The organism is Streptomyces sp. MMG1121, from assembly GCF_001280015.1.
Classification (GTDB): Bacteria; Actinomycetota; Actinomycetes; order Streptomycetales; family Streptomycetaceae; genus Streptomyces.
Map to the genome: position 1 here is coordinate 38359 of NZ_LGDV01000215.1, position 6793 is coordinate 45151.

At 73.8% G+C, this 6793-nt stretch carries 6 protein-coding genes; 3 read left to right on the plus strand and 3 right to left on the minus strand.

All coding sequences use genetic code 11. The features are described from left to right. Positions 1-123: 123 nt before the first annotated feature. The 3 genes from ADK64_RS31440 (at position 124) to ADK64_RS31450 (ending at position 3054) form a co-directional block, all read left to right on the plus strand. The gene (locus ADK64_RS31440; RefSeq protein ID WP_053664583.1) at positions 124-1143 is read left to right on the plus strand and encodes a permease; all 1020 of its coding nucleotides are present in this window, start codon (positions 124-126) and stop codon (positions 1141-1143) included. Then, positions 1140-1892: a TIGR03943 family putative permease subunit gene (locus ADK64_RS31445; RefSeq protein ID WP_053664585.1), complete on the plus strand. Its 753-nt coding sequence runs from the start codon at positions 1140-1142 to the stop codon at positions 1890-1892. Before ADK64_RS31440 ends, ADK64_RS31445 begins: the two co-directional genes overlap by 4 nt. Before the next feature lie 106 nt (positions 1893-1998). Further along, on the plus strand, positions 1999-3054 hold the full coding sequence (locus ADK64_RS31450) for a hypothetical protein (RefSeq protein ID WP_053664587.1): 1056 nt from the start codon (positions 1999-2001) through the stop codon (positions 3052-3054). A 9-nt stretch (positions 3055-3063) separates the two neighbouring features. Here the strand turns inward: ADK64_RS31450 and ADK64_RS31455 are convergent, their stop codons facing one another. From ADK64_RS31455 to ADK64_RS31465, 3 genes are all read right to left on the minus strand, one after another. After that, positions 3064-5115: an NAD(+) synthase gene (locus ADK64_RS31455; protein ID WP_053664590.1), complete on the minus strand. Its 2052-nt coding sequence runs from the start codon at positions 5113-5115 to the stop codon at positions 3064-3066. Between the two features lie 101 nt (positions 5116-5216). Further along, the gene (locus ADK64_RS31460; RefSeq protein WP_053664592.1) at positions 5217-5735 is read right to left on the minus strand and encodes a hypothetical protein; all 519 of its coding nucleotides are present in this window, start codon (positions 5733-5735) and stop codon (positions 5217-5219) included. Between the two features lie 101 nt (positions 5736-5836). After that, positions 5837-6649 (minus strand): GNAT family N-acetyltransferase, encoded by an 813-nt coding sequence (locus ADK64_RS31465; protein ID WP_107093141.1) that lies wholly within the window; start codon positions 6647-6649, stop codon positions 5837-5839. Positions 6650-6793 lie beyond the last annotated feature (144 nt).

A 6793-nucleotide genomic window follows, 5' to 3' on the forward strand; every position in this document is an offset into this window, starting at 1 on the left:
AACGCTCGCCACGAGGGAAAAGAGTGCCCCAAGAGGGCGGGTGGTTCCAGCGACGGACTGAACGCGCGCACCCGGACCCGCGTACTGAAGGGGAGGGAGCACCCAGCCGAAAGGTAGCCATCCGTGGCCATCACCGAAGACGCCCCGCCCGGTGCGGCGGCCGGCCCTGCCGACGTACCGTCGGGCCAGGAGAGCCGGCGGCTCAGCTCCCCGCTCGTGCTGACGCTGATCCTGCTGCTCGCGGTGCTCGCCCAGTCCCCGATCCGCGGGCTCCTCGGCACCCCGCTGATGCAGAGCTGGATGACGGTGTTCGTCGCGGTGACCATGCAGGCGCTGCCCTTCCTGGTGCTCGGCGTGCTGCTCTCGGCGGCGATCGCGGTGTTCGTGCCGCCGTCCTTCTTCGCGCGCGCCCTGCCGCGTCGCCCCGCCCTGGCCGTGCCCGTGGCCGGGATGGCGGGCGCGGTGCTGCCGGGCTGCGAGTGCGCGTCGGTGCCGGTGGCAGGCGCCCTGGTGCGCAGGGGAGTCACCCCGGCCGCCGCCCTGGCCTTCCTCCTCTCCGCTCCGGCGATCAACCCGATCGTGCTGACCGCCACCGCCGTCGCCTTCCCCAGGAACCCGGAGATGGTCCTCGGCCGGTTCCTCGCGAGCCTGCTGGTGGCCTGCGTGATGGGCTGGCTGTGGCAGCGGCTGGGCCGTACCGACTGGCTGCGCCCGCCGGCCCACGCCGCGCACGAGGGCGCGACCAAGGGGGAGGCCTTCTGGAACTCGGTACGGCACGACACCGTGCACGCCGGCGGTTTCCTGGTGCTCGGCGCGATGGCCGCGGCCACGCTGAAGGCGGCGACCCCGGCGGAGTGGCTGCGCACGGCGGCCGGAAACCCGCTCGTCTCCGTGCTCGCCCTCGCCGTGCTGGCCGTGCTGCTGTCCATCTGCTCGGAGGCGGACGCGTTCGTCGCGGCCTCCCTCACCCAGTTCTCCCTGACGGCCAAGCTGGTGTTCCTGGTGGTGGGCCCGATGATCGACCTCAAGCTGTTCGCGATGCAGGCCGGCACCTTCGGCCGCGGCTTCGCCCTGCGCTTCGCGCCGGCCACCTTCGCGATGGCCGTGGCGGGCGCGGTCGTGACCGGGACGGTGCTGCTGTGAACCGGCCGTCCCAGGCGGCGGTGATGTTCCTGCTCGGCGCCGCCCTGCTGCACGCGGGCAGCACCGGCCTCTACCTGCGCTACGTCAAGGCGGGACTGCAGCCGCTGTTGCTCGCCTCGGGCGCGGTGCTGATCGCGGGGGCGCTGGCCACCGTCTGGTACGAGCACCGGCGCAATCGCCGTCAGGGGCACACCCCCGCCGAATCCGACGGCCACGGCCACGGCCACGGCCACGCCCACCCCGAACCCCGTGTCTCCTGGCTCCTCCTGCTCCCCCTCCTCGCCCTCATCCTCGTCGCCCCGCCCGCCCTCGGCTCCTACAGCGCCCTGCGCTCGGGCACGGCGCTGCAGAAGCCGTACGACCTCGGGCCGTTGCCCCGCGGCAGCGGTCCGGTCCCGCTCTCCGTGGTCGACTACGCCTCCCGCGCCGCCTACGGCCACGGCCGCTCCCTCGACGGCCGTCCGGTCCGGGTCACCGGGTTTCTCGCGCTGGACGGTTCGGGGGCGCCGTATCTGGTGCGCATGGCCCTCAACTGCTGTGCCGCGGACGCCCAGCCGATCAAGATCGCGCTGACCGGGCAGCTGCCCCCGGTGCTGCGGCCGGACGCCTGGCTGCAGGTGACCGGCAGCTACAGCCCCCGGCTGGGCCGCGACCCGGTCAACAACGGCCCGATCCCGTATCTGTCGGTCACTTCGGCACAGCCGGTACCGGTGCCGCACGACCCGTACGACGAGACCTGGAACAACTGAACCGGCCCCCCGCCGTTCATGTGCTGGCTCCGGCAGCCAGGGCCCGGTTCAGGCTGCCGGAGCCAGCACATGAACGGCGGGTGCCGGTGGCGCGAGAATGCCGGGCATGTACATCCGGGAAGGTGCCGCACCCGGCGGCTGGACCAAGCCGCTGGCCGCCTGTCTGCTGTTGCTGCTGCTCGCGTGGGGGGTCGCCCAGGCAGTGGCCGATACCACCGCGTACGAGCGGGCGTGGCAGGCGGCCGGCCCCTGCGCGGCCGGGGAACGCGGGCACGAGTGTCTGAGCACCGTCCCGGCCGTGATCGAGCGCACCGACCCGCACCGGCCCAGGAAGAGCAGCCATCTGTACTTCACCGGCGACCGTCCGCCGGCCCGGCTGGAGGTGTCGTACGAGGCCGCCGAGTCCTTCGAGGCCGGTGACCGGGTCGAGTTGACGTACTGGCGGGGGGAGGTGATGAAGGTCTCCGGGAAGCACTACGTCTGGCACGAGCACGTGACCACCGGGGGCAGCATGGCCGTCCTCGCCGCCGGGCTCGCGCTGGGCGCCGGGTATCCGGGAGCGCGGCTGCTGCTTCTGGTGCGCGGGCGCCGCCGGCCGGCCGAGGAGGTCCTGCCCTCGCCGCTGCCGTTCCTGGCCCCGCTGCTCGGCACCGCGGTGTGGCTGCTGCCGCTGTGCTGTCAGCACCCGACGTCCCTGTTCGGCTCCACCGGGACACTCCTGTGGTGGGGCGTCGGCGGGGTGGTCAGCCTGGGCCTGACCGGCTGGGCCTGGCACGCGACCCGGATCCGGGTGCCCGAGGAGACCCCCGTGCCGGCGCGCGCCGCCCGTGAACTCCCGGACGGGGAGGACGTGTTCCTGCCCGCCCGGTTCCTGGAGCACACCGACTACAACCCGCACCGCTTCGGCACGCATGTCGTGCTCGGCGCGCAGGGGCCCGCCGTGACGCCGCATCCCGGGCCGGGGCGGTTCGCGGCGAAGGCGATACCCGTCGACCGGCTCACGCTGCGGACGGTGCGGCGGGCCCGGGGCGAGGAGGGGGAGCTCGTTGCGCACAGCTGGCACATCGCCGAACTCGGCGACGCCGGCCGGCCGGTCCGGCTCGCCGCCGACCCCGACGACCTCGCCCTCATCCTGCGCGCGTTGCAGCCCGTGCGGGGGTGAAAGGACCGGTCAGCGCCCGGTGGGCTCCGTCATGTCGAAACGCTCCAGGTCGCGCAGCCACGCCTGGGCGTTGCCGTCCGACGGGGCCCGCCAGTCGCCGCGCGGGGAGAGGGAGCCGCCTGCCGAGACCTTCGGACCGTTCGGCATCGCCGAGCGCTTGAACTGGGAGAAGCCGAAGAAGCGGCGGATGAAGACCTCCAGCCAGCGGCGGATCTCCGGCAGGTCGTACGCCCCCCGGTCGGCCTCGGGGAAGCCGGGCGGCCAGGCGCCGGCCTCCTTCTCGTGCCAGGCGTGCCAGGCGAGAAAGGCGATCTTCGAGGGCCGGAAGCCGTAGCGCAGCACGTGGTAGAGGGTGAAGTCGTGCAGCGCGTACGGGCCGATCTTCGACTCGGTGGACTGCATTTCCTCGCCCGGCACCAGTTCGGGGCTGATCTCGGTGTCCAGGATCGCGGCGAGGATCTTGCCGGTCTCGTCGTCGAACTGCCCGCTGCTGATGACCCACCGGATCAGATGCTGGATCAGCGTCTTCGGCACGCCCGAGTTGACGTTGTAGTGGCTCATCTGGTCGCCGACGCCGTACGTGCACCAGCCGAGCGCCAGCTCGGACAGGTCGCCGGTGCCGAGCACGATGCCGCCGCGCTGGTTGGCCAGCCGGAACAGGTAGTCGGTGCGCAGGCCCGCCTGGACGTTCTCGAAGGTGACGTCGTAGACCGGCTCACCGGAGGCGAAGGGGTGGTCCATCTCCTTCAGCATCAGCCGTGCGGTCGGCGTGATGTCCAGCTCGGCCGCGGTGACACCGAGCGCGCGCATCAGGCGGTGGGCGTTGTCCTTGGTGTGGTCGCTGGTGGCGAAGCCGGGCAGGGTGAAGGCCAGGATGTCGCTGCGCGGGCGGCCGGCGCGGTCCATCGCGCGGGCGGCGACGATCAGCGCGTGCGTGGAGTCGAGCCCGCCGGAGACGCCGATGACGACCTTGGGACCGCCGATCGAGGCGAGGCGCTGCTGGAGGCCGGCGACCTGGATGTTGTACGCCTCGTAGCAGTCCAGGGCGAGCCGGCCGGCGTCGGCGGGCACGAACGGGAAGCGCTCGAGGCGGCGGCGCAGGCCCAGGTCGGTGGTGGCCGGCGCGGAGAGCGCGAAGGACACCGTGCGGAAGTCGTCGGTGCGGGCGGCGTGGGTGCGGCGGTTGTCGTCGAAGGTGCCCATCCGCTGCCGTTCCTGGCGCAGCAGGTCGAGGTCGACGTCGGCCACCGCGTACTGCTCGCCGAGCGGGAAGCGCTCGGTCTCGGCCAGCAGCACCCCGTTCTCGTAGATCAGGGTCTGGCCGTCCCAGGACAGGTCGGTGGTCGACTCGCCGAGACCGGCCGCCGCGTACACGTAGGCGGCGTGGCAGCGCTCGGACGCCGAGCGGCACAGCAGCTTGCGGTCCTCGGCGCGGCCGACCGTGATGGGGCTGCCCGAGAGGTTGACGAGGACGGTCGCGCCGGCCAGTGCCGCCTCCGCGCTCGGCGGCACCGGGACCCACATGTCCTCGCAGATCTCCGCGTGCAGCACGAGACCGGGGACGTCGTCGGCCGCGAAGAGCAGGTCCACGCCGAAGGGGATGTCCGCGCCGCCCAGCCGGATCGTTCCGCCGCGCTCGTCGTCGCCTCCGGCGAGCTGCCGGCGCTCATAGAACTCGCGGTAGTTCGGCGGGTACGACTTCGGCACGACGCCCAGGATCCGGCCGCGGTGCACGAGCACCGCGCAGTTGTAGATCCGGTTGCGGTGGCGCAGCGGGGCGCCGACGACCAGCACCGGCAGCAGGTCGGCCGACTCGGCGACGACGGTGGCGAGCGCCTTCTCGACGTCGTCGAGCAGCGCGTCCTGGAGCAGCAGGTCCTCGATCGCGTACCCGGTCAGGCACAGCTCCGGGAACACGGCGACGGCCACGCCCTCCTCGGCGCACCGGCGGGCGTGGCGCAGGACGGAGGCGGCGTTGGCGGGCGGGTCGGCGATGACGGTGTGGCCGGTGCAGGCGGCGACACGTGCGAAGCCGTGCTGATAGATCGACCAGAAGCTCAACGGGACCTCACTCACGGCTCCACGACGTTCCTACAAGGGGAAGCCTAAAGGGGTCGCGCGAAGAGGGCCGGGGAGAGGGGGCGGGGAAGGTGCCGAGGAGGTCAGGACAGGCCCGACGCGCGGAGGACCGCCTGCGCGGCCTCGTCGTCTATGCGGTGCCCGAGCCGGTCCAGGACGTCCGCGCCGTGGCGCAGCGTGCCGCGTTCCAGGGAGCGGCGCACGCCCGTGTCCAGCTCGTGCCAGAGCAGGGGGTTGGCGACGAGTATCCGGGGGTCGAGTTCCAGGATGTGGCCGTGGACGTCCCGCAGGACCAGATGCGAGGAGACGCCGTCGTACTGCCGTACGGCGGCCAGCGCGTCCGTGCGCACCACGCGCCGGCGCCAGGGCGTGCGCACCGCGAGCCAGCCGGGGCCCGCGCTCACCCGCTGCGGCAGCAGCACGACGCACACGGCGGCCGACAGGGCGGTCCACAGCAGGGCGCGCGGCGCGGTCAGGGTGCCGGCGTCCCAGTCGACCAGGAAGGCCAGCGTGGCGAAGAGGACGGCGCAGCCCACCGCGAGCCGGGCGCTGCCATGCCAGTGGCGGTCACCGGCGGTGCTCGCCGCTCCGCTCCGTCGCATACTGCCGACGCTAGGCGCCCCCGGGGGACCCGGCGACCGCTGCTGACGCACCCCTGACGCGGCCCGGCTCGATCCTGACGCGATCCTTACGCGCACCCCGGCTACGCGGTGAGCCTCCTGTGGCGTACCGGGCTCCCCGCGGCGTAATGGACGTACTCGCGGACCAGCCGGAAGCCCGCGTGCCAGGCCAGCAGGCGGCTGGCGCGGTTGTGCAGGGAGCAGTTCCAGCCGGGCCGGTGGCCGCGGGCGGTGATGTCCCGGCACAGGGCGGTGACGCAGGCCAGGGCGAGGTGATGGCGGCGGCGGTCGGGGACGGTGTAGACCGCCACGTCCTCGTACTCGGTGCCGCGGAAATAGGTGCAGGCCACCGCCAGGACGCGGCCGCTGCGGGTGACCGCGGCCCAGGCGTGTCCGCAGCCGGCGAGGCCGCGCGGTCCGCCCCAGCTGGCCGAGAGCCAGGAGGCGTCCGGGCCGAGGGCGCGCACGGCGTCGGCGTCCGACGGCTCCAGGCGCCGTACGGTCACCGCGTGCGGGACGGGCGCGGGCCGGGGCGGGGCCTGGAGCGTCCAGACCATGCGCTCCCACGGGGTGAGCCGGTCGAAGGCGGCGCCGAGCGCGGGCAGGAACCGGGCCGGGGCCTCGACCCGGTTGCCAGCCAGCGGGGCGAGGAGGCCGGGCGCGAGGTCCTCGGGGCTGCCGCGCAGCACGACGTGGCCGGCGCAGGCGACGGCGACCGTGCGCGGCTGGACCGGCCGGTCGGCCCACCACCGGCCGATACCGGTGGCCAGCGCGTGCTCGCCGATCGTGGCGGGGCCGGGGGCGCCGGTGGGGAACCAGCGTGCGAGGGCCCGTGGATCCGGTGCCGGGATCTCGATCAACAGGAACTCCGCTTCGGTCGGTCCGGTGTTCTTCATTCCGGCGGTCCGGCGGTCCGGGTGCTCCCGCCGAGGCGCCGGAGGTTCAGGCGGTGCGGCCGACCAGCAGGTCCGCCAGCTTGTTCAGGCGGCGGACCGTGCGGTCCTCCGTCGCGGCCGGTGCCGGGGCGACCCGCTCGTCGC

What these genes read in the sequence shown, in the direction of transcription:
- ADK64_RS31465 (WP_107093141.1), bottom strand. Translation starts at nt 6,649, where the DNA reads ATGAAGAACACCGGACCGACCGAAGCGGAGTTCCTGTTGATCGAGATC.
- ADK64_RS31460 (WP_053664592.1), bottom strand. Translation starts at nt 5,735, where the DNA reads ATGCGACGGAGCGGAGCGGCGAGCACCGCCGGTGACCGCCACTGGCAT.
- ADK64_RS31450 (WP_053664587.1), top strand. Translation starts at nt 1,999, where the DNA reads ATGTACATCCGGGAAGGTGCCGCACCCGGCGGCTGGACCAAGCCGCTG.